This is a genomic window from Mesorhizobium sp. B283B1A (assembly GCF_020165735.1).
Taxonomy (GTDB): domain Bacteria; phylum Pseudomonadota; class Alphaproteobacteria; order Rhizobiales; family Rhizobiaceae; genus Mesorhizobium; species Mesorhizobium opportunistum.
The window spans coordinates 30,414-50,445 of sequence record NZ_JAIUIQ010000035.1 but is presented as its reverse complement, the minus strand read 5'-3'; the positions used below and the strand labels follow the sequence as shown (position 1 = coordinate 50,445).

Annotated in this window: 17 protein-coding genes; 6 read left to right on the top strand and 11 right to left on the bottom strand. The window is 64.9% G+C overall.

Translation table 11 applies throughout. The annotated features are described in order from the left end of the window. Nucleotides 1-15: 15 nt before the first annotated feature. Complete coding sequence (gene gnd, locus LB577_RS24955) at nt 16-1,032, bottom strand: phosphogluconate dehydrogenase (NAD(+)-dependent, decarboxylating) (RefSeq protein WP_224689332.1); 1,017 nt, start codon at nt 1,030-1,032, stop codon at nt 16-18. Between the two features lie 48 nt (nt 1,033-1,080). Next, on the bottom strand, nt 1,081-3,495 hold the full coding sequence (locus LB577_RS24950; RefSeq protein ID WP_224689331.1) for a glucan 1,4-alpha-glucosidase: 2,415 nt from the start codon (nt 3,493-3,495) through the stop codon (nt 1,081-1,083). 208 nt (nt 3,496-3,703) lie between these two features. On the opposite strand from LB577_RS24950, the gene LB577_RS24945 reads away from it, so the two are divergent. From LB577_RS24945 to LB577_RS24925, 5 genes are all read left to right on the top strand, one after another. Continuing rightward, on the top strand, nt 3,704-4,717 hold the full coding sequence (locus tag LB577_RS24945) for an ABC transporter substrate-binding protein (protein ID WP_013892327.1): 1,014 nt from the start codon (nt 3,704-3,706) through the stop codon (nt 4,715-4,717). Nucleotides 4,718-4,760: 43 nt separating this feature from the next. After that, the gene (locus LB577_RS24940) at nt 4,761-6,230 is read left to right on the top strand and encodes a sugar ABC transporter ATP-binding protein (RefSeq protein WP_224689330.1); all 1,470 of its coding nucleotides are present in this window, start codon (nt 4,761-4,763) and stop codon (nt 6,228-6,230) included. Nucleotide 6,231: 1 nt separating this feature from the next. Beyond that, entirely contained in the window at nt 6,232-7,212 is a 981-nt protein-coding gene (locus tag LB577_RS24935; RefSeq protein ID WP_023765958.1) for an ABC transporter permease, read from the top strand. A gap of 3 nt (nt 7,213-7,215) precedes the next feature. Beyond that, nucleotides 7,216-8,163: an ABC transporter permease gene (locus LB577_RS24930; RefSeq protein WP_224689329.1), complete on the top strand. Its 948-nt coding sequence runs from the start codon at nt 7,216-7,218 to the stop codon at nt 8,161-8,163. Between the two features lie 125 nt (nt 8,164-8,288). Next, on the top strand, nt 8,289-10,361 hold the full coding sequence (locus LB577_RS24925) for a 3-hydroxyacyl-CoA dehydrogenase NAD-binding domain-containing protein (protein ID WP_224689328.1): 2,073 nt from the start codon (nt 8,289-8,291) through the stop codon (nt 10,359-10,361). 113 nt (nt 10,362-10,474) lie between these two features. Here LB577_RS24925 and LB577_RS24920 read toward each other — a convergent pair whose 3' ends face one another. The 9 genes from LB577_RS24920 to LB577_RS24880 form a co-directional block, all read right to left on the bottom strand. Beyond that, entirely contained in the window at nt 10,475-11,983 is a 1,509-nt protein-coding gene (locus LB577_RS24920; protein WP_224689327.1) for an aldehyde dehydrogenase family protein, read from the bottom strand. Nucleotides 11,984-12,003: 20 nt separating this feature from the next. Further along, nucleotides 12,004-12,348 carry a cupin domain-containing protein gene (locus tag LB577_RS24915; protein ID WP_224689326.1) on the bottom strand — a complete coding sequence of 115 codons (345 nt, stop codon included), beginning with the start codon at nt 12,346-12,348 and terminating at the stop codon, nt 12,004-12,006. A 22-nt stretch (nt 12,349-12,370) separates the two neighbouring features. Next, nucleotides 12,371-12,712 (bottom strand): cupin domain-containing protein, encoded by a 342-nt coding sequence (locus tag LB577_RS24910; RefSeq protein WP_224689325.1) that lies wholly within the window; start codon nt 12,710-12,712, stop codon nt 12,371-12,373. Between the two features lie 79 nt (nt 12,713-12,791). After that, nucleotides 12,792-13,142, bottom strand: coding sequence for a cupin domain-containing protein (locus LB577_RS24905; protein WP_224689324.1), 351 nt, complete (start codon nt 13,140-13,142; stop codon nt 12,792-12,794). Between the two features lie 229 nt (nt 13,143-13,371). Continuing rightward, on the bottom strand, nt 13,372-14,646 hold the full coding sequence (locus LB577_RS24900; protein ID WP_224689323.1) for a glycosyltransferase: 1,275 nt from the start codon (nt 14,644-14,646) through the stop codon (nt 13,372-13,374). A 13-nt stretch (nt 14,647-14,659) separates the two neighbouring features. After that, on the bottom strand, nt 14,660-15,733 hold the full coding sequence (locus LB577_RS24895) for an ABC transporter ATP-binding protein (protein ID WP_224689322.1): 1,074 nt from the start codon (nt 15,731-15,733) through the stop codon (nt 14,660-14,662). After that, entirely contained in the window at nt 15,730-16,521 is a 792-nt protein-coding gene (locus LB577_RS24890) for an ABC transporter permease (protein WP_224689321.1), read from the bottom strand. Before LB577_RS24890 ends, LB577_RS24895 begins: the two co-directional genes overlap by 4 nt. Before the next feature lie 186 nt (nt 16,522-16,707). Next, nucleotides 16,708-17,550 carry an ABC transporter permease gene (locus LB577_RS24885; protein ID WP_224689351.1) on the bottom strand — a complete coding sequence of 281 codons (843 nt, stop codon included), beginning with the start codon at nt 17,548-17,550 and terminating at the stop codon, nt 16,708-16,710. 226 nt (nt 17,551-17,776) lie between these two features. Beyond that, nucleotides 17,777-18,841 (bottom strand): spermidine/putrescine ABC transporter substrate-binding protein, encoded by a 1,065-nt coding sequence (locus LB577_RS24880; RefSeq protein WP_224689320.1) that lies wholly within the window; start codon nt 18,839-18,841, stop codon nt 17,777-17,779. 251 nt (nt 18,842-19,092) lie between these two features. On the opposite strand from LB577_RS24880, the gene LB577_RS24875 reads away from it, so the two are divergent. Continuing rightward, nucleotides 19,093-20,031: a GntR family transcriptional regulator gene (locus tag LB577_RS24875; protein WP_224689319.1), complete on the top strand. Its 939-nt coding sequence runs from the start codon at nt 19,093-19,095 to the stop codon at nt 20,029-20,031. The last annotated feature ends 1 nt before the right edge of the window (nt 20,032 follow it).

Sequence of the window (20,032 nt, the reverse complement as noted above, 5' to 3'; positions counted from 1 at the left end):
TCTCCCCTGCCGCCGTCACTTGCCGGCCTTCGGCTTCTCGACATGGCCGCCGAAGGCATAGCGCATGGCGGACAACAGCTTGTCGGAGAACTCGGATTCGCCTTGCGAGGAGAAGCGGTCGAACAGCGCCGAGGACAGCACCGGCGCCGGCACGCCGGTGTCGATCGCCGCCTTCAGCGTCCAGCGGCCCTCGCCGGAATCCGAGACCCGGCCGCCGAACTGCGCCAGGCCCGGATCGCTCTTCAGCGCGCCGGCGGTGAGATCGAGCAGCCAGGAGCCGATGACGCTGCCATGGCGCCAGACCTCGGCGACCTGGGGAAGGTCGATGTCGAACTGGTAGTATTGCGGGTTTTCCAGCGGGCTGGTCTCGGCGTCGGCGGTGCGCTGCCGCTTGCCGGCATTGGCCGATTTCAGGATGTTCATGCCTTCGGCATAAGCGGCCATGACGCCATATTCGATGCCGTTGTGCACCATCTTGACGAAGTGGCCCGCGCCGCTCGGCCCGCAATGCAGGTAACCGAACGGCGCCGTGCCGGCAGCCTTGTCCGGTGAAGGCGCGCCGGCATCGGCGCCCGGCGCCAGCGTGGCGAAGACCGAATCGAGGTGCTGCACCGCGACGTCGGGACCGCCGATCATCAGACAGTAGCCACGCTCCAGGCCCCAGACACCGCCGCTGGTGCCGACATCGACGAGATGGATACTCTTGGCGGCCAGTTTCGCGGCCTGGTCGACGGCGTCATGATAGTAGGAATTGCCGCCGTCGATGACGATGTCGCCGGGCTCCATCAGGGCCGCGACCTGATCGATGATCTTGCCGGTGATGGCGGCCGGCAGCATCAGCCAGACGCAGCGCGGCTTGGCGAGCTTGCCGACGAATTCCGCCATCGAGGCCGCCCCAAGGGCGCCGTCGCCGACCAGGGCCGCGACGCTGGCGGGGTTGATGTCGTAGACGACGCATTCATGGCCGTCGCGCATCAGGCGGCGGACCATGTTGGCGCCCATCCGGCCCAGTCCCATCATTCCGATCTGCATGGTTTCGTCCCTGTTTGCTGGAGATTTAGGGTTTGTCGAGGAAGGATTTTAGCGGCTATCCTGCTCGCCTGATGTGACGGAGAAGTCGACATTCTCCCAATCGCCGGTCCCGGGCCAGAAAAAAGTGAAGGTCAGCGTGCTTCCGCTGGGCAGGGCGACGGGCAGATCGACAAGGTGGATGCCGAAAGCATTCTCTTCGGTCTTGCTGTCCTGGGCGGTCGTCCAGTTGTCGACGCTCCAATGGACCGTGGCCGGAGCCAGCAGCTCGACACGCAACGTCTTGCTCCCAGGCAGCGTACGGATCTTGTTGTTGAAGCGCCATGTCCTGAACGGCGATACGGTCCTGTCCTCGATGTAGCGCTTCACGCCTTGCGGCGGCATGTCGAAGACCGCGCCGTCGCGCAGCGAGCGCAACAGCTTGATGTGCTCCGAATGGGCCCAGACCAGCGGCATGGCGCTGCCCGATGGCCTGCCGCGCAGCAGTTCGCGCTCGGGCATGTCGGGGCCGTCCCAGACCTGTTCCGGCAACAGGCCGCCCGTTCCGGCGGATCGTTCCAGCGTGTCGAGCAGGCCGGCGGCCTTGTCCTTGCGGCCCGCCGCCAGTTCGTAGTGAGCGCGCTCGCCGGCGAGCAAAGGCCATGGCCGGCCCTGGCCGGTGCCATCGAAGGGCGAGCCATCTTCGTGCTCGCCATAGCCGTCGCCATTGTAGCGGTACCAGAGCGGCCCTTGCGGCAATGCGCAGCGCAATTGCGCGTCGATGACATTGACGGTGTCGACGATGCGCGGATCGTCGGCGGCCCGGAGGCCAAAGCGGACCAGCGCCAGCGCATCCGGGCTGACGATCTCTTGCGCCGGCCGATCGGTGTCGCCAGGTGGCCGGTTCTTGATCGGGACAAAGCCATCCTTCGGCGAGCCGGCCTCGGCGCTGTCGGGCGGCGAGATGCGGACATAGTAGCCGTCGACGCCGGCCACGTCGCAGGTGGCCGTGGCGGTGACATAGGTCCAGCGCTCGACCTGGTCGTTCCAGACGTCCGCGGTCTCGCGCAGATAAATTGCCGCGTCCGCCTTGCCGCAGGCGTCGAGCAGGTCGGCGGCGGCAAGCAATGCGGCGATCTCGACGGCCAGCGTGAACGGGCTGTAGCCGGCGTCTTCTTCCCAGCGGTCCTCGCCGGTGACGGGTCCGTTGCGCACGACATAGGTTGCGGCGCGCTCGATCATCGGCTGGAAGGTGGCGAGTCTGGTACGTGGCAGGTGCCCGGCGCGGTGCAAGGCATCGGCCAGCAGCAGCGGAAAGGCGCATTCGTCCATCTGGATGCCGGGCCAATAGGCGGATCCGTCGAGCCAGGCGTTCTGCGGCCAATGACCGTCCGGCTGCTGGATGGAGGCGAGATAGTCGAGGATCTGCAGCGCCGAGGCGGCATCGCCGGCTGCGAGAAAGCCGCCCGCCGTCTCGACAAGGTCGCGCGGCCAGACCAGGTGGTAGCCGCCGAGGTCGTCGTCACCCTTGTTGAAGCCCCAGGGGATGGACAGGCTGGCGACCGCCGCGCCCGGCGCCGCAATCGAGCGGTGCGTCGCCAGGACAGCGGTGCTGGTTCGATAGCTGTTGACCCCGGACGCCGCTCGCCGGTCCAGAGGCAGCAGCCCGGCCTGCCATTTGCGCCAGTTCTGGACGTAGGACTTTGCTGCCGGCTCAAAACCTCGCTTGAGGCTGGCGAAGGCGTTTTCCGCGGCCTCATCCGGCGTCGCGCCAAAACCCAGCGCCAGCACGGCCTTTGTCTTGGCCAATGTAAAGCCGATCTCGCCGGTCAGCGCGACATTGCCGTTCTCGGCGCGCTGGTAGGCCGGATCGAGCTTGCCGGCATGGTTCAGTTGCTGCCAGCCGTCTGAGAATCCGACATAGCCGGCTGAACAGTCTCGCCAGGGCAGTGACGAGGCCAGCGCCAGGCAAGAGCCGCGTCCCGACGCGAGCAGCACCGGATTTCCCTTGTGCTCGCCGATCCAGGCGGTGTTGCCCATGCCAGCATTGACCAGATGCGGCGCCAGCAAGGCGTAGACGCGGTAGTCGCCGGGCGTGCCCTTGAGCGGCGTGAAGGTGATTTCCTGCAGCAGTGCGGGGCGCGCCGGGTCGGCAAGGATGCGCTTTTCGATGCGGTAGGCGCCATCGGTGGCGGTGTTGACCAGCCTGTAGGCCGGCACGCTGTCCTCGAACGGCTCGATGGCGTGCGCGGCATCGCGCTTTTCTTCCGAGAAGTAGCCGTCGGGACCGGTGACGAGCAGGCCGAGGTCGCGGGTGCAGGCGCTGTCGAGCCGCGGATAGTAGATTTCGTTGAGGATGCCGTGGCTGATGGTGAACCAGATCTGGCCGGCCGGCGAAAGCGAAGTGCCGACGCCACTCTTGGCGCTTGACGTCCAGCGCGCCGGAATTCCCGGGGCGCCCTGGGCAATTTTTGGCGTCACTGGCATTCTGTTTCGGTCTCCTGACCCACTCCCTAGACAGGACCCGGAGCCATTTCAATCATTGCACCGCAAGTTGATCGGCACGCCCCGCTGATTGCAGTTGACAGCCCGCCGGCCTTCTGCACTTTTGTCTGACAATAGATAAAAAACAGGTACGCAAGCGCGATAGTCACCAACAGCCCTCAGGACCAGCAACTCTCGGGAGGAGTATGACATGAAGAAGCTATTTGTCCTCGGCACGCTCGCAGCGGTGCTCACCGCCGGCACGGCGCTAGCCGACACCAGCGGCAAGAAGATCGCATTCTCCAATAATTACGCCGGCAATTCATGGCGGCAGGCGATGCTCGACAGCTATGGCATCGTCACCAAGAAGGCGGTCGACGACAAGGTCGTCGGCGCGGCCGACATCTTCACCACCGCCGACAAGGAAGTGCCGACGCAGGCAGCCCAGGTGCAGAACCTGATCCTGCAGGGCTATGATGCCATCGTCATCAACGCGGCTTCGCCCGACGCGCTCAACGGCGCCATCAAGCAAGCCTGCGACGCCGGCATCGTCGTCGTCTCCTTCGACGGCATCGTCACCGAGCCTTGCGCCTACCGCGTCGTCGTCGACTTCAAGGACATGGGCAAGCAGGAAGTCGAGCAGATGGCCAAGTTCCAGCCCAAGGGCGGGAACCTTCTGGAAATCCGCGGCCTGGCCGGCACCTCGATCGACGATGCCATCCATGCCGGCATCCTCGAAGGCGTCGCCGCTCATCCCGAGTTCAAGATCGTCGGTTCGGTGACCGGCGACTGGGACCAGACCACTGCGCAGAAGGCGGTGGCGACCATCCTGCCGTCGTTGCCAGACGTCGTCGGCATCGTCGACCAGGGCGGTGACGGCTATGGCGCCGCACAGGCCTTCGCCGCCGCCAACAAGCCGCGCCCGACCATCATCATGGGCAACCGGCAGGACGAGCTGAAGTGGTGGAAGGAACAGAAGGAGAAGGACGGCTACCAGACCTGGTCGGCCTCGATCGCGCCAGGTGTGTCGACGCTCGCTTTCTGGGTGGCGCAGCAGGTGCTCGACGGCCGCAAGGATATTCCGCACGATCTCCTGGTGCCATATCTGGCCTTCACCCAGGACGATTTCGAGGCAGCCCTGCCGAAGATCAAGGAGGGCGGCGTCGCCACCCACGAATACACGCAGGAAGAAGCCATCGCGGCCATCAAAGCCAACATCAAGTGAATGCGGGGTTGGTGTCCATACTGGCGAGCGGATATTGTTGAGCATGCCTGAAGGGAACGCCGACATCATCAGACTGAACGGCGCCGAAAAACAATTCGGCGCCGTTCGCGCGCTGGGCGGGGTGGATTTCCATGTCGGGCCCGGCGAGTGCGTCGGCCTGGTCGGCCACAATGGCGCCGGCAAATCGACGCTCATGCACATGGTGGCGGGCACGTTGACGCCCGACAGCGGCAAGATCGGCGTGCATGGCGCCGTCGAGGACAATTACTCGGTGTCGCGCGCGCAACAGCTCGGCATACGCTGCGTGTTCCAGGAACTGTCGCTGTGCCCCAATCTCAGCGTCGCCGAAAACACGCGCATCAACCACGCTTCGCTCACCGGCTTCGGCTGGCGGCGCAAGGCGGCCGAGCTGATCTCGGCCAAGCTCGACGAGATTTTTCCCGGCCACAGCATTTCGGCATCGGATATCGTTGCCGACCTGTCGATCGGCCGGCGCCAGATGGTCGAGGTCGCCCGTGCCTTCACGGTCACGCAAGACCGGCTCGACCTCGTCATCCTCGACGAACCGACATCCTCGCTCGACGCGCATACGGCCGGCCAGCTGCTCGCCTTCGTGCGCCGTTTCGTGGCCAGCGGCAAAAGCTGCATCCTGATCTCGCATGTTCTGGGCGAGGTGCTGCGCAATGGCGACCGCATCGTGGTGATGCGCGACGGCAAGGTGGTGGCGTCGGACGCGGCAGATGCCTTCGATCGCGATCGGCTTGTGACGGTGATGGGCGGGGCGGAGGCGCGCCAGAAGATCGCGGCGCAAGCCGCTGCCGCAAAGCCCGAAGCCAGTCCGCTGCGGGTGCAGGCGCGGCCCGCCGCGCAGAAGGACGGCACCGACCTTGTCGCCCGTGCCGGCGAAATCATCGGCCTTGCCGGGCTGGCCGGACACGGGCAGACCGACCTGCTGCTGTCGATCTTCAGTGCGGCCTCACGCGCCAGGAAGGGCATCGAAGTGACGGCGCCGGTGGCGCTGGTGGCCGGCGACCGCCAGTCGGACGGCATTTTTCCGCAATGGTCGATTGCTGAGAATATCGGCATCGGTTCGCTTGCACGCCTGCGCAACGGGCTTTTGATTTCGCCGCAACGCGAGGCCGAACTGGCGCGGTCCTGGCAAAAGAAGATCGGCATTCGCACGCCGGACATGAACAACAACATCTTTTCGCTGTCGGGCGGCAACCAGCAGAAGGCGCTGTTTGCCCGCGCCCTCGGCTCGGATGCGCAAATCGTGCTGATGGACGACCCGATGCGCGGCGTCGACATCGGCACCAAGCTCGAAGTCTACGACCTCGTGCGCGAAGAGGCCGGCCGCGGCCGCACTTTCCTCTGGTATACGACCGAAACCGAAGAGCTCGACAATTGCGACCACATCTACGTCTTTAAGAACGGCCGCATTGTCGCCAATCTGCGCCGCGACGAGCTGACCGAAGAGAAGATCATCCAGTCCTCCTTCGGCGATGCGGCCTGAGATGACGGCGGCGACACTCGAAAACGGTCTCAAGGCGTCCGCGGCGCGCGGCAGCGCGGCACGCGCGCGCCTGCTGCGCGGGTTGCTGCCGGCGCTGTCGCTGGCGCTGGTGCTCATCGCCATCGCCTGGCTCAACCCGCGCGCCATCAGCTATTTCGGCTTCAGCCTGATGCTGAACCTGGCGATCCCGATCGCGCTGGCGACGATCGCGCAGATGTTCGTCATCGCGGGCAACGAGCTCGACCTGTCGATCGGCACCTTCGTCGGTTTCGTCGGCTGCGTCACCGCGACCTGGCTGAAGGATGCTCCGCTGATCGGCGTCGCCATACTGCTCGGCTCGATCGGCATCTATGCGCTGCTCGGGGCGCTGATCCATCTGCGCAATTTGCCGTCGATCGTGGTGACGCTCGGCATGAGCTTCGTCTGGCAGGGGCTGGCCATTCTCGTGCTGCCCAAGCCGGGCGGCAAGGCGCCGGACTGGCTGCTGGCGATCATGTCCTTCAAGCCGCCCTTCGTGCCGTTTCCGATCATCGCGGCACTGCTGATCGGGCTCATCGTCCATTTCGGCCTGATGCGGACCTCCTATGGCGTGATCCTGCGCGGCTCCGGCGGCAATCCGGCTGCGCTCAAGCGCGCCGGCTGGTCGCTGCTCAAGACCAAGATCGTGCTGTTCGCGCTGGCCGGCCTGTTCGGCGTGCTGTCCGGCATGGCGCTGATCGGCATCACCACCTCGGCCGATGCCAATATCGGCAATGGCTACACGCTGCTGGCGATCGCCGGCGTCATCCTCGGCGGCGGCGAGTTCGTCGGCGGCCGGGTGTCGCCGATCGGCGCGGTGATCGGCGCGCTGACGCTGGCGCTGGCCGCTTCGCCGCTGCTCACCTTCATGCACATTCCGCCCGACTGGCAGGTGGCCGCCAACGGCGCCATCCTGATCATCGTGCTGGCGGCGCGGGTGCTGATCAGCCGCAGGGAGAGGTAAGCGATGGCATTGGTGAAATCGCTGGCCGGCAAACCCTGGATCTGGTCGTTCGTCGGCGCGCTCGTGGTGTGGCTGGCGACGATCGCCTTCACCGGCGGCTATGGCGGTGGCGGCATGGTCACGGCGGCGCTGTCGCTCGCCGTGTTCACGGTCATCGTCGGTGTCGGCCAGATGTTCGTCATCACCCTCGGCCCGGGCAATGTCGACCTGTCGCTGCCGGCCAATATCGGTCTTGCCAGCGCGGTCGCCATGAAGGTGATGGGCGGCAGCGATTCCATGATCGTGGTCGGCCTGCTTGCGGCGCTCGCCTGCGGGGCGGCGATCGGCGCGGCCAACTATCTGCTGATTTGGGCGCTGCGCATCCCGCCGATCATCGCCACGCTGTCGGCGAGCTTCATCATCCAGTCGATCGACATCAGCTATGGGCGCGGGCTGCAGATCAAGCCGCCGCCGGGCTTCGCCAATTTCGCCAACTGGCAGATCCTGGGCGTTCCGGTGCTGGCGATCCTCACCGTGCTGTTCACCATCGGGGCGGCCATCGCGTTGCAGCGCATGATCTATGGCCGCTCGGTGCTGGCGATCGGCCAGAACATCCGCGCCGCCTGGCTCGCCGGCGTCAATGTCGGCCGCATCCGCTTCCTCACCTACACGCTGTCGGGCGCGCTCGGCGGCATCGACGGCGCGCTGCTCGCCGGCTATTTCCGCGGCGCCAATGTCGATATCGGCAATGAATATCTGCTGGCCTCGATTGCCGTCGTCGTCATCGGCGGCACGTCGGTCGCCGGCGGCAAGGCCAATGTGCCGGGCGTCTGGGGCGCGGCGCTGTTTTTGGTACTTCTGCTGACCATGCTCAACACCTTTGGGGTCAGTGCCGGCGTGCGGCTGCTGCTGACGGGGCTGATTATCGTTGGCGTGATCACGGCGGCGGGTGGGGAGAGGGCGGTTCGGTAGTATTTTGCGCCTTCGCCGCGCTACAGCCCTTCCGGACAAGCATTGTGCCAGTGCGACGCGCGGTTCCCATTCGCGGCGCGGCCTAGTAAACCCTCCCGATCGCAGCCGGTCTCGGGAGGTTCAGCTTGTCCAGTTTTGTCAGCGTCACCAGGGACAATGATGTCGCCATCGTCACCATCGACAATCCACCGGTCAACGCGCTGAGTTTTCACGTCCGCGAACCGCTGATGCAGGCGCTGGTTGCCCTGCGCGACGATGCTTCGGTCGCGGCAATCGTCATCGCCTGCGCCGGCCGGACGTTCGTCGCCGGCGCCGACATCACGGAGTTCGGCAAGCCGATGCAGCCGCCGGAGTTGCGCGCTATCGTCGCCATGCTGGAAACCATCGCCAAGCCGACCGTTGCCGCCATCCACGGCACCGCGCTCGGCGGCGGCCTGGAACTGGCGCTCGGCTGCCATTTCCGTGTGGCCGATGCGCACGCCAGGCTTGGCCTTCCCGAAGTGAAGCTAGGCCTCTTGCCGGGTGGCGGTGGCACAGTGCGGCTGCCGCGCCTGGTCGGCCCGGTGAAGGCATTGAAGATGATCGTCTCGGGCACGCCGATCGGCGCGGAGGAGGCGCATGGAGCCGGTCTCGTCGATGCCGTTTTCGAAGGCGATCTGCCCACACACGCGGTGAACTTTGCCAGGGAGTTGGCCCGCAAGGGTGGTCCCTTCACGCCGGTGCGTGATCGCGATGACCGCCTCAAGGAAACCGATCTGGCGGCCTTCGATGCCGAAGCGGCGGATCTTGCCAAGAAGGCGCGGGGCCTCGAGGCGCCGATCGCCTGCGCGCAAGCGGTGCGCAATGCCGTCACGCTGCCTTTCGACGAAGCGCTGGCGGCGGAACGGGCGCTGTTCGCTGGACTGGTCGCCAGCGATCAGTCGCGGGCGCAGCGGCACCTATTCTTCGCCGAACGTGAGGCGGCAAAGGTTCCCGGCAAGGACATCGTCAAGCGCAGGATCGCGCGTGTCGGCGTCATCGGCGCCGGCACGATGGGCGGCGGCATCGCCATGGCCTTCGCCAATGGCGGTTTTTCGGTCACCTTGCTGGAGACCAGCGAGGAAGCGCTGCAACGCGGGCTGGGTACGATCGAGAAGAACTATGCCGTCTCCGTTTCGCGCGGTTCCCTCACCGAGGACACCAAGCGTCAGCGGCTCGCCCAGTTCAAGGGCTCCACAGACTATGCCGATCTCGCAGACTGCGACCTGATCGTCGAGGCGGTGTTCGAGGACATGGCGGTGAAGAAGGAGGTGTTCGGCAAGCTCGATGCGGTGGCCAGGCCGGGTGCGATCCTTGCCACCAACACCTCCTATCTCGACATCAACGAAATCGCCGCCTCGGTCTCGCGGCCGCAGGACGTGGTCGGCCTGCATTTCTTCTCGCCGGCCAATGTCATGAAACTGCTGGAGATCGTGCGCGCCGACAAGACCGCGCCGGATGTGCTGGCGACCGTCGTCGACCTGGCGCGGCGGATCGGCAAGGTGGCCGTCGTGGTCGGCGTCTGCCACGGCTTCGTCGGCAACCGCATGCTGGCGGCACGGGGTTCGGAGTCGGAAGCGCTTCTCCTGGAGGGTGCGACACCCAGCCAGATCGACAAGGCCTTCACCGATTTCGGCTGGCCGATGGGGCCGTTCCAGATGGGCGATCTCGCCGGCCTCGACATTGGCTGGCGCAACCGCAAGGCGCGCGGCCAGACGGCCGTCATCGCCGACACGCTGTGCGAGCAAGGACGCTTCGGCCAGAAGACCGGCCGAGGCTTCTATCTCTATGAGGCCGGCGCGCGGTCAGGCATTCCCGATCCCGAGGTGGAGGCGCTGATCCGCGACAAGGCGGCCGAGCGCCGCATCGAACCGCGCGCGATCGGTGCGGACGAAATCATCGAGCGCACGCTCTATCCGTTGGTCAACGAGGGCGCGAAGATTCTTGAGGAAGACATAGCTGCCCGTGCATCCGACATCGATGTCGTCTGGGTCAATGGCTACGGTTTTCCAATCGGCAAGGGCGGCCCGATGTTCTGGGCGGGCCTCGAAGGGCCGGCCAGGATCGTCGAGCGGCTCGAGCATTGGCACCAGCGGACCGGCAAGGATGTGTTCAAGCCGGCCCCGCGGCTTAAAGCGATGGCTGAGACCGGCTCCTGGGAGGCCGGCGCGACGGGCTGATCACACGGCGGTCGATGAGCGATTTCGTCCGCACGACTGCCCTGGTCTCACGGGTATTGGTCGAAGCGACCGAAGCGTAAATGGGCCTGGCGCGCCCTTGCCACGCCGTAGCTTCACACGTGCTTGCGGCCGCCAGCCTCGCGGAACCAACTGTCGGGGTAGGGATACCACCATTCCTGGATCACCGGCTTGTGGTCGATGATGACCATCTTGGAGCGGCGGAAGGCATCGAGCCCCTGGCGTCCGAGCTCGCGGCCGAGGCCGGAAGCCTTCCAGCCGCCGAAGGGCAGGGCGTCATTGTCGATCAGAGGGTTGTTGACCCAGACCATGCCGGCCTCGAGCCGTTCCGCGGCCTCATGCGCCTCGGCGAGGTCGGTGGTGAAGACGGAAGCGCCAAGCCCGAACGGGCTGTCATTGGCAAGCCGTATCGCCTCGTCGAAATTTTTCACGCGGCAGATCGCGGCGACCGGGCCAAAACATTCCTCGCGCACGATCGCCATGTCCGGGGTGACGCCGGTGAGGATCGTCGGCTCGTAGAACCAGCCGGTGTTGTGCGCCGGCGGGATGCGACCGCCGGTGACTGCAATGGCGCCGTTGCTGATGGCATCGTCGACCAGCCGCATGACCTTGGCGCGCGCCGCTTCGCTGACCAGCGGGCCGATCTCGGTCTTGTCCATGCCGTTGCCCATGCGCAGCGCGCGCGTCCGTTCGGCGAAAAGCGCGACGAAGCGATCGTGAACGGCGTCGACGACGAAGAAGCGCTCTGCCGAGGTGCAGACCTGGCCGGTGAGGTGGAAGGCCGCAGTGACGCTGCCGGCCGCCGCGACCTCCAGCGGGGCGTGTTCGCTGATGATCAGCGGGTCACTGCCGCCCGCCTCGATGACACAAGGCTTCATGCGCTCGGCGCAGGCGACCGCGACGGCCTTGCCGGCGGCGACCGAGCCGGTGAAGGCAACGGCATGGGTGCGGTCGGAGGCAATCAGCGCCTGCGCCGTGGCCGCTCCGCCGGGCAGGCAGGAGACCAGACCTTCGGGCAGCGCGCGGAACACGGTCATGTAGTCCAGCGTCGACAGCGTCGTCGCCTCGGCCGGCTTGATGATGCAGGCGTTGCCGGCGGCGAGCGAAGCCGCCACTGTCCAGCACATCAGCAGGATCGGGAAATTGTAGGGCATGATGTGGACGGACACGCCGTAAGGTTCGTAGCGCGCATACTGGAACGAACCAGCCTGCGTTGTGCCGGCGATCTTGCCGGCATCGTCGCGCGCCATCTCGGCATAGTAGCGGAAGATCGGCGCGCAATTGGCGATCTCGCCGATGGCTTCCGGATAGGGCTTGCCCATCTCGCGCACCATCAGCTCGGCGCAACGCGTGAAGTCGGCCGCCTCGATGGCATTGGCGACGGCGTGCAGGTGCTTGGCCCTGCTCTTGGCGTCGAGCTTCTTCCAGGCGGCCTGCGCCTTGGTCGCGGCGGTGAGCACCGCGTCGATCTCGCCGTCGCTGGCCGCCGTGATCGCGCCTGCGGTTTCCAGCGTCGCCGGGTCGATCACCGGTTTTGACGCGCCAGCCATCGGCCGGTAGTCCGGATTGACGAAGAAGGCCGGCCGGTCAGGGGAGAAGTTCATGGACATCCTCTCGGATCCGATCAGCGGATCATGTAGACCTTCTTGATCGTCTTATGGACGGTGCAGACGCCCTTCCAGTCCTGCGGGAAGAAGGCCGCCGTGTCCGGCTCGATCTCGATGACCTCGCCGGATTCATGCACATAGGTGCAGCTTCCTTCGAGGAAGTGGCAGAATTCGTCGCGGGTCACATGGCAGTGCCATTTGCCGGGTGTGCAGACCCATAGACCGCATTCGGAGCGGCCTTCCGGCCCTTTGTAGAGCAGCTTGCCCGAGGTGTGGGATTGCCCCTCGATCATGGTCGGGATGACGCCCCAGTCGACGAGGTCGGTGACGGCGAGCGGCGATTGCATGATTGGCGTGGTCACAGGGATGTCCTCGAAAGAGTGCTCAGCGGCACATGAAAGCCTTGGTCAACGTTTGGGTGATGATGGAAATGCCGGTCCAGCCGGCGGGAAAGAACACCAGCGTGCCGGCCTCGACCGGAATCTGTTCGCCATTATCATGGACATAGCTGCCGTGCCCCGACAGGAAGTGGCAGAACTCGTCCGACGCAAACGTCACCTTGCGGGTGCCCGGCGTGCAGGACCACAAGCCGCATTCGCTCGAACCGTCCGGCTTTTGCGACAGGATCCTGCCCGATGCGCGCGGCGCGCCAGCGAGCGTGTTGGCGCCCGCGCCCCAATCCTCCAGTTCCACGGTCGAGGCCTTCGGCCAATGCGGTGTCGGCATGTCTTGCTCCTGTGCAGCGGATTCTTGCTTGAGCATGATCTTGTCCGAAAACCGGTTCCCACTTTTCGGGATCATGCTTTCACGCCAGCATGTAGACGTTGCGCATGGTCTCATGCACCGTGCATTCGCCCGTCCAGCCGGCGGGGAACATGACCACGGTCCCGGCCGAGACTTCTATCATTTCGCCGACATCCGAGCGGTAGGTCGCGTGGCCGATGACGAAATGGCACAATTCATCGCGCGGGATCGAGAGCCGCCAGCGGCCAGGCGTGCACACCCAGATGCCGGATTCCGGCTGGTTGTTGGGGCCCTTGTGCAGGAGTTTGCCGGTGGAATGGGAAGCACCTTCCAGCGCATCCGACTGAATGCCCCAGTCGACGAGGTCGGTGCGGGTGGAGGCTTGGTGGAGGTGCGGGGCGGAAGAGGTCATGGCTGTGCTCCATGATCAAACGCGATCCGTTGCCGCTCTACGAGGCCCCCCTCTGTCCTGCCGGACATCTCCCCCTCAAGGGGGGAGATTGGCAGTTTCTGCGGCGGCGCATTCCTTACGACCTTCGTGATTGGCGAAACCAATGGTGACAGCCGATCTCCCCCCTTGAGGGGGAGATGGCCGGCAGGCCAGAGGGGGGCGCCTTGGCTCGGCATATCAATCATCTCGATCACAGCAGCGCCTCCAGCAAACCCGCCGCCTTCTCCGGCCCGTTCTGCGCGTGCATCTGCGTGGATGTCTTCGCCAGCTTCGCTTTCATGGCCGGATCGGTCAGGCAAGCCTCGATCTTGGCGACCAGCTCGGCATCGGTCCAGTCGTAGCGCGGCATGCCGAAGCCGTGGCGGGTTTCCTCGACGCGGGTGGCGTTGTCGTGGCCGTCCCAGACATAAGGCATGATGATCGCCGGTCTGCCGAAATAGAGGCACTCGGTGAACGAGTTGTTGCCGCCATGGTGGATGACGGCATCGACCTGCGGGATGACCGAAGGCTGCGGGAACCAACTGTCGACGATGATGTTGCCGGGGAGGTCCGTATACTGGTCCTTGTAACCGCCGACATTGACCAGCGCGCGGTAGCGTGTGTTGCCCAGCGTCGCGATGATGCGCTTCAACAGCTCGACATCGCCGGCGCCGAGGCTGCCGAAGGAGACGTAGAGCAGCGGCCCGTCATTGTTCTTCGCGAAGGTCGGCACCGTATAGGGCTTCTCCTGGCGCACGCAGCCTTCGAGATACTGGAATTTCACCGGGTCGAGCGGATGGCGGCGCCTGAACTTGGCCGCCTCGGGATAAAGCAGCAGGTTCAGATGGGGCGAGGCCTCGAAGAACTGGCCGATCGGATAGGGCGCCTCGTTGTTGGCGGTGAGGAAGGCGTTGAAGTCGTCATGGATCGGCTTGATCACCGCGTTGAAATGATCGCGGTAGCGCTGGTGTCCGGCATGGTCGTTCTCGCCGCAGCCTGAGAGATGGGGCGGGATGTCCTCGTCCTCGATCTCGTTTTCCGAACAGGAGATGACCCGCACCCACGGCCTGCCGTACTGCTTAATCGCCGGGAACAGGATGACGTTGTCGACGCAGATGACATCAGGCTTGATCTCAGCCAGGACGCGCGGCAGGTCCTTCTGCGCCCATTTGGCGCTGTCGACGATCGCGGTCCAGCAATCCTTGACGTAATTGTCGACCTGGTCGTAGGGCGATTTGCGGAAATTCGGGATGTGGCCGTTGATGAAATCCTCCCAGAATTTCGCCATCTGCTCTGGCGGCATCGGCTCGGACAGGTTCACCGGATGCGCCTCGAAGCCGTAGCCCTTGTAGACGTCGACGAAGCCGGGATCGGACAGGAACACGGCTCTGTGGCCGCGCGCCTCGACGGCTTGCGCGATGCCGACGGAATTGAGCGCCGGGCCGTAGGCGGCTTCTGGAAAAAACGCGATCGTCTTCTGCGCCATCAGGCTTCTCCTGTTATTCTGCAAAAATTCTGACGTCGGCGGCGTCCCAGCCGAGTTCGACCTGGTCGCCTGACGAAACCGGCCGGCGATCGGCGGCGTCTGCGGTGACACGCACCAGGAACGGTTTGGACGACAGCGGCGTGCGGACATGCAGCTGCAAGTCGAGCCCTTGATAGGCCAGCGCCTCGACCGTTCCGGTGGTGCGGTTGGCGGTGTCTGCTGACGGGAACAGTCGGATGCGTTCGGGCCGCACCGAGGCCACCGCCGATGCACCGGTCGAAAGCGCTGCCGGAAGTTTGCCGGCGATGCGCGAACCATTCGCGGCCATCACGCCGTCGGCGGCGGCCTTGCCCGGCACGAAATTCATCACGCCGATGAAATCGGCGACGAAGCGATCCGCCGGATGCTCGTAGATCGTATGCGGCGTGTCGCATTGCAGCAGCTTGCCGTCCTTCAGCACCGCCATGCGGTCGGCCATGACAAGCGATTCCTCCTGGTCGTGGGTGACGATGACGAAAGTGATGCCGACCTCGTGCTGCAGGCGCTTCAATTCCAATTGCATGGCGCCGCGCAGCTTCTTGTCGAGCGCGCCGAGCGGCTCGTCGAGCAGCAGCAGCCTTGGCCGCTTGACCAGGGCACGGGCGAGCGCGACGCGCTGCTTCTGGCCGCCGGACAATTGCTCCGGCTTGCGGTCGGCGAAGGGGACGAGTTCGGTGGTCGCCAGGATGGCGTCGACGCGGGAGCGTATTTCTCCAGCCGGCAAACGCTCCATCTCCAGGCCATAGGAGACATTGGCCCGAACACTCATATGCGGGAACAGCGCGTAGGACTGGAACATCAGGTTGACGGGCCGCTTGTTCGGCGGCATCCGGGCAATGTCGCGGCCGTCGAGCAGGATACGGCCGTCATTGGGCGTCTCGAAGCCGGCCAGCATGCGTAGCAGCGTGGTCTTGCCGCAGCCGGAGGGCCCGAGCAGCGCGAAGAACTCATTCTCGCGGATATCGAGCGAGATGCCATCGACGGCGGTGACGCGGCCGAAATTCTTCGACACATGGTCGATGGCCAGCAGCGTGCGCGGTTCGCTCATTGGCCGATAATCCCACGGTTGAGCCGCTGCGACAGGGTGAGCGCGGTGATCGAGACCGCCATGACGATGGTCGCCAGCGCGTTGATCTCCGGCGTGATGCCGAAGCGGATCATGGCGTAGATCTGCATCGGCAGCGTGGTCGAGGCACGGCCGGCTCCGGCGGTGAAGAAGGCGATGATGAACTCGTCGACCGACAGCGTGAAGGCGAGCAGCGCGCCGGCGATCACCGCCGGCAGAATGACCGGCAAGGTCACCCGCCGGAACGTGGTGAGCGCGGAGGCGCCGAGGTCGGCGGAGGCTTCGACGATCGACCAGTCGAAGCTCTTCAGCCTTGCGCGCACGACGGAGCAGACGAAGGCGAGGTTGAAGACGACATGGGCAAGGATGATGGTGTGCAGGCCCATGGTCAAATTGAGCATCGAGAAGAATGACAGCAGCGCGATCGCCAGCACGATGTCGGGAATGATCATCGGCGCGAAGATCAGCGCTTCGAGCCCCTTGCCGTACTGCCGGCGCATCTCGACGCCGATCGCCAGCAGCGTGCCGAGCAAGGTGGCGATGGCTGTCGAGACCAGCGCCACGATCAACGTGTTGAGCGCGGCGGACAGGATCGCGGAGTTGTGGGCTAGCGAGACATACCATTTCAGCGAAAAGCCGGACCATGCCGTCGGCAGCCCGCCTTCGTTGAAGGACAGCGCCACCAGAACGGCGATCGGGATGTAGAGGAAGGCGAAGACGAGAACGAGGACCGTCCGCATGCTGAGAGTGCGGGTAAAGGATCGATTCATCTCGAACCTCCGGTTGCTTGGAGCCGAGTGAACGAGCTGCGTCCTTCTCCCCGTTCACGGGGAGAAGATGCCGGCAGGCAGATGAGGGGCAGCGCTGAGCATGGCAAAGACAGGCGCCGCCCCTCATCCGCCCCTTCGGGGCACCTTCTCCCCCTAAACGGGGAGAAGGCAAGGATTGCGCCGCGCTCAGCCATCGGAATTGCCTTTCGCCTCAGCCGCACGCCCCGAGGCGCGGTCGGCGGCGAGCGCCTGCGCCATCAGCACGAGAAGCATGATGGCGATCAGCGCCATGGCGAGTGCGGCACCGAAGGGCCAGTCATTGGCGGTCAGGAACTGGTCGTAGACGAGGTTGCCGATCATCTGGAAGCGGCCGCCGCCGAGCAGGGCCGGGGTGACGAAATTGCCGATCGACAGCACGAAGACGAAGACCGCGCCGGCGGCAATGCCGGGCACTGTCAGCGGCAAGATGACACGGCGGAATGTGGTGACGGCGGAAGCGCCAAGATCGCGCGAGGCTTCGGCGAGTTCGGGGTTGAGGCGCGACAAAGGTGCGTAGCAGGCGAGAATGACGAAGGGCAAATAGTTGTAGACAAGGCCGGCGATGACGGCGCCTTCCGTGTAGAGCATCGATGGCGGCTCGCCGGTGTAGCCGAACCAGCGCAAGAGTTGCGTGATCAGCCCCTCGCGGTTGAGCAGGACGATCCAGGCATAGGTGCGGATCAGGTAGTTGGACCAGAATGGCAGCACGGCGAAGAACAGGAACACTGGCTGCCACCGGCGCGGCGCGGCCGCGATCGCGTAGGCGGCGGCATAGCCGATCACCACCGCGATGAGCGTCGCTGTGCCGGCGATGCGCGCCGATTTCAGGAAGATGCCGGCATAGAGCGGGTCGAAGACCAGCCCGAAATTCTCCAGCGTGAAAGTGTAGTCTATGCCGCCATAGATGCCGCGCCGGAAGAAGGCGAGCGCCAGCACCAGCGCGCAGGGAACCACCATCAGCGCGGTCAACCAGACCAGCGCCGGGGCCATCAGCAGGGCGCTGCGGGAGGGGAAGTGTTTCACGAAGCGCCCCCCTCTGCCCTGCCGGGCATCTCCCCCTCAAGGGGGGAGATTGGCTGTGGCATCGCCTTCGTCAATCTCCAATGCTTAAGGGCGAGCGGAACATCAGAACTGCTGATCTCCCCCCTTGAGGGGGAGATGGCCGGCAGGCCAGAGGGGGGCGCCACGGAACGCACGCTTAATTCAAGACTAACGCCTACTGCGCGGCCTTGATCTCGCTGACGATCTTGGAATAGTCGCGCTGGGCTTCGCCGACGTCGCGCAGCTGCTCGAACTTGACGAGGTCGGCCACCGGCATCGCCATGTTGGGGAACTTTGCCAGGAAGTCGGCCGGCAGGCTCTCCATCGCCGGCTTGTTCGGCACCTTGTAGTCGATGTTCTGCGCCGCCCAGGCGTGGTTCTTGGCATCGAGCATGAAGTTGATGAACTGGAAGGCGGCGTCCTTGTTGGCGGAAGCCTTCATCACCACCATCGTGTCGACCCAGAGATCCGAACCTTCCTTGGGAATGACGTATTTGATCTCGGGCTTGTCGGCGATGCCGTAGTTGCACCAGCCGTCCCAGGCCTGCACCATCAAGGCCTCGCCGGACACCAGCTTGGAATAGAAGGTGGTGTCGTCATAGGCGAGCAGGGTCTTCTTGGCCGAGATCAAGAGGTCCTTGACCTCGGCCATCTTGGCCGGGTCGGTCTCGTTGACGGAAAACCCCTTGTCGAGCTGGCCGGCGGCGAGCAGCCAGCGATCAGTCGCCAGCATGGTGGTCTTGCCCTTCAACTCGTCGGAGGGCGCCAACAGGTCGCTCCAGCTCGTCGGCGCCACCTTCATCAGGTCCGAGCGGTAGCAAAGGCCCGTCGTGCCCCAGGTGTAAGGCACGGAGAAAGTGTTGCCGACATCGTGCGGCAGCTTTGTCGCTTCCGGGTAGAGGTTCGCGAGGTTCGGGATCTTGGCGTGGTCCATCGGCTCGGTCAGGCCAAGCTTGTTCAGCACTTCGGCGAAGGGCGAGGAGACGAAGACCACGTCATAGCCCTTGCCGCCGGCGGCGATGAGCTTGCCCATGATTTCTTCATTGGTGGCGTGCACCACCACTTCGCCGGAAACGCCGGTCGCGGTCTTGAAGGCGGCCATGGCATCGGGCGCCATGTAGCCGTCCCAGTTGGAAATGACGAGGTCGGCGGCGACAGCCGGCGCCGACAGCGCCATGGCGAGGCCGAGAGCGATTGAAGAGACCTTGAGCGCACGGCGCCGCGGGCTGGTAGCGGTCATGGCAGACTCACATTCGGGTTGATCGTCGAATTCTGTGCTGGACCCGGCGCGACCCATGCCGCGGCTCCGATCCTGTTCCCTCGGTCTTTTTCCTGCCGATTGTCCTCACAGTACTATTGCAGAAAAAAGTACGTCAATCCATAATTTGACAAGTGATCGAGAAATCTAGGCGACCGAGCAATCCAGCCGATTGCGTCCGGGAAGCCGATCGGTCAAATCATGCAAGTCACGTCCGCCCACCGAGAACTGTCATGCAAGCCGCAGCCCGACGACCTCGCACCAACCATCTCGACCTGGCGCAGCGCATCCTGGATGTGGCGCGCCAGCGCGGCTTTGGGCCGGGCGCCCGCCTGCCGGAGCAGCAGATCGCTTCGCTATGCAATGTCTCGCGCACGCCGGTAAGGGCGGCGCTCAGCCTGCTCGCGGAGCGGGGTGTCGTGCGCTGGGAGGCGGATACAGGCTATCATCTGGCCGTAGACCTCGCCGCGCAGCCGGCCATATCGGCCGAACTGCCCATTACCGAGGAAGACGAGCTCGCCGAAGCGATCCTGCGCGACCGGTCGGCGCGCAGGCTGGACCAGACAGTGACCGTCGCCGGGCTGATGCGGCGGTACAGTGCCGAGCGCAAGACGGTACTAAAATCGCTTAACAGACTGACGGAAGAGAATCTGCTCGACCGTGCGCCGGGCCAGTCCTGGCTTTTCCGCCGCACGCCTGATGATCCGGAGGCGCAAGGCGAAAGCTACGAGTTCCGCTTGCTGCTGGAGCCCGCGGCGATCCTGACGCCCGGCTTCCGGCTGGATGGCGCGCGGGCGGCGGCGTTACGCCAGGGCATGGACGCGCTGTCGACGCTGCCGGATGCCACGTTCGATACGCGCGAGTTCCAGCGGCTGGACATCGATTTCCATGGCATGATCGCCGAGGGCAGCGCCAACCGCTTCGTCGCCGATGCACTGTCCGATCATCTCAGGCTGCGTCGGCTGCCCGGCATCTATGCCGGCGTCAACGTGTTCAGGCTGCGGCAATCGTTGCTGGAACATTTGAACATACTCGACCATCTCGAAAGCCGGCAGTATGAGGTGGCTGCCGATCTGCTTCGCATTCACCTGCGGCTTTCCCGCAACCAGCGACCGCAAGCGGCCAGCCGCGGGGCGCCCGCGCTGTTCGGCATGATCAGCCGGCCGGAATGAC

Excerpts from the sequence above, each read along its gene's own strand:
- gnd (WP_224689332.1), bottom strand. The coding sequence starts at position 1,032 with ATGCAGATCGGAATGATGGGACTGGGCCGGATGGGCGCCAACATGGTC.
- LB577_RS24950 (WP_224689331.1), bottom strand. The coding sequence starts at position 3,495 with ATGCCAGTGACGCCAAAAATTGCCCAGGGCGCCCCGGGAATTCCGGCG.
- LB577_RS24945 (WP_013892327.1), top strand. The coding sequence starts at position 3,704 with ATGAAGAAGCTATTTGTCCTCGGCACGCTCGCAGCGGTGCTCACCGCC.
- LB577_RS24940 (WP_224689330.1), top strand. The coding sequence starts at position 4,761 with ATGCCTGAAGGGAACGCCGACATCATCAGACTGAACGGCGCCGAAAAA.
- LB577_RS24935 (WP_023765958.1), top strand. The coding sequence starts at position 6,232 with ATGACGGCGGCGACACTCGAAAACGGTCTCAAGGCGTCCGCGGCGCGC.
- LB577_RS24930 (WP_224689329.1), top strand. The coding sequence starts at position 7,216 with ATGGCATTGGTGAAATCGCTGGCCGGCAAACCCTGGATCTGGTCGTTC.
- LB577_RS24920 (WP_224689327.1), bottom strand. The coding sequence starts at position 11,983 with ATGAACTTCTCCCCTGACCGGCCGGCCTTCTTCGTCAATCCGGACTAC.
- LB577_RS24910 (WP_224689325.1), bottom strand. The coding sequence starts at position 12,712 with ATGCCGACACCGCATTGGCCGAAGGCCTCGACCGTGGAACTGGAGGAT.
- LB577_RS24905 (WP_224689324.1), bottom strand. The coding sequence starts at position 13,142 with ATGACCTCTTCCGCCCCGCACCTCCACCAAGCCTCCACCCGCACCGAC.
- LB577_RS24900 (WP_224689323.1), bottom strand. The coding sequence starts at position 14,646 with ATGGCGCAGAAGACGATCGCGTTTTTTCCAGAAGCCGCCTACGGCCCG.
- LB577_RS24895 (WP_224689322.1), bottom strand. The coding sequence starts at position 15,733 with ATGAGCGAACCGCGCACGCTGCTGGCCATCGACCATGTGTCGAAGAAT.
- LB577_RS24890 (WP_224689321.1), bottom strand. The coding sequence starts at position 16,521 with ATGAATCGATCCTTTACCCGCACTCTCAGCATGCGGACGGTCCTCGTT.
- LB577_RS24885 (WP_224689351.1), bottom strand. The coding sequence starts at position 17,550 with ATGGCCCCGGCGCTGGTCTGGTTGACCGCGCTGATGGTGGTTCCCTGC.
- LB577_RS24880 (WP_224689320.1), bottom strand. The coding sequence starts at position 18,841 with ATGACCGCTACCAGCCCGCGGCGCCGTGCGCTCAAGGTCTCTTCAATC.
- LB577_RS24875 (WP_224689319.1), top strand. The coding sequence starts at position 19,093 with ATGCAAGCCGCAGCCCGACGACCTCGCACCAACCATCTCGACCTGGCG.